This window comes from Streptomyces sp. NPDC111802, assembly GCF_055634335.1.
On record NZ_JBVKCZ010000225.1, the window covers coordinates 1 to 1,425 of the forward strand.

At 56.1% G+C, this 1,425-nt stretch carries 1 rRNA gene; it reads left to right on the forward strand.

Going from position 1 to position 1,425, the window contains the following annotated elements:
* Positions 1 to 1,394, forward strand: a 23S ribosomal RNA gene (locus ACZ7NC_RS45630); the annotation flags it as partial.
* Positions 1,395 to 1,425 lie beyond the last annotated feature (31 nt).

The window sequence follows — 1,425 nt, forward strand, 5'->3', positions numbered from 1 at the left end:
GTCTGAGACCTGATGCCGAGCCGATTGTGGTGAAGTGGATGATCCTATGCTGTCGAGAAAAGCCTCTAGCGAGTTTCATGGCGGCCCGTACCCTAAACCGACTCAGGTGGTCAGGTAGAGAATACCGAGGCGTTCGGGTGAACTATGGTTAAGGAACTCGGCAAAATGCCCCCGTAACTTCGGGAGAAGGGGGGCCACGTCTGGTGATCCGTTTTACACGGTGAGCTGGGGGTGGCCGCAGAGACCAGCGAGAAGCGACTGTTTACTAAAAACACAGGTCCGTGCGAAGCCGTAAGGCGATGTATACGGACTGACGCCTGCCCGGTGCTGGAACGTTAAGGGGACCGGTTAGTGACCTTTCGGGGTTGCGAAGCTGAGAACTTAAGCGCCAGTAAACGGCGGTGGTAACTATAACCATCCTAAGGTAGCGAAATTCCTTGTCGGGTAAGTTCCGACCTGCACGAATGGCGTAACGACTTCTCGACTGTCTCAACCATAGGCCCGGTGAAATTGCACTACGAGTAAAGATGCTCGTTTCGCGCAGCAGGACGGAAAGACCCCGGGACCTTTACTACAGTTTGATATTGGTGTTCGGTTCGGCTTGTGTAGGATAGCTGGGAGACTTTGAAGCGGCCACGCCAGTGGTTGTGGAGTCGTCGTTGAAATACCAGTCTGGTCGTGCTGGATGTCTAACCTGGGTCCGTGATCCGGATCAGGGACAGTGTCTGATGGGTAGTTTAACTGGGGCGGTTGCCTCCTAAAGGGTAACGGAGGCGCCCAAAGGTTCCCTCAGCCTGGTTGGCAATCAGGTGTTGAGTGTAAGTGCACAAGGGAGCTTGACTGTGAGACCGACGGGTCGAGCAGGGACGAAAGTCGGGACTAGTGACCCGGCGGTGGCTTGTGGAAGCGCCGTCGCTCAACGGATAAAAGGTACCCCGGGGATAACAGGCTGATCTTCCCCAAGAGTCCATATCGACGGGATGGTTTGGCACCTCGATGTCGGCTCGTCGCATCCTGGGGCTGGAGTCGGTCCCAAGGGTTGGGCTGTTCGCCCATTAAAGCGGTACGCGAGCTGGGTTTAGAACGTCGTGAGACAGTTCGGTCCCTATCCGCTGCGCGCGTAGGAATATTGAGAAGGGCTGTCCCTAGTACGAGAGGACCGGGACGGACGAACCTCTGGTGTGCCAGTTGTTCTGCCAAGGGCATGGCTGGTTGGCTACGTTCGGGAGGGATAACCGCTGAAAGCATCTAAGCGGGAAGCCTGCTTCGAGATGAGTATTCCCACCCACTTGATGGGGTAAGGCTCCCAGTAGACGACTGGGTTGATAGGCCGGATCTGGAAGCACAGTAATGTGTGGAGGTGACCGGTACTAATAGGCCGAGGGCTTGTCCATAGAGGCTCGCGTCCACTGTGTTGGTTCTGAG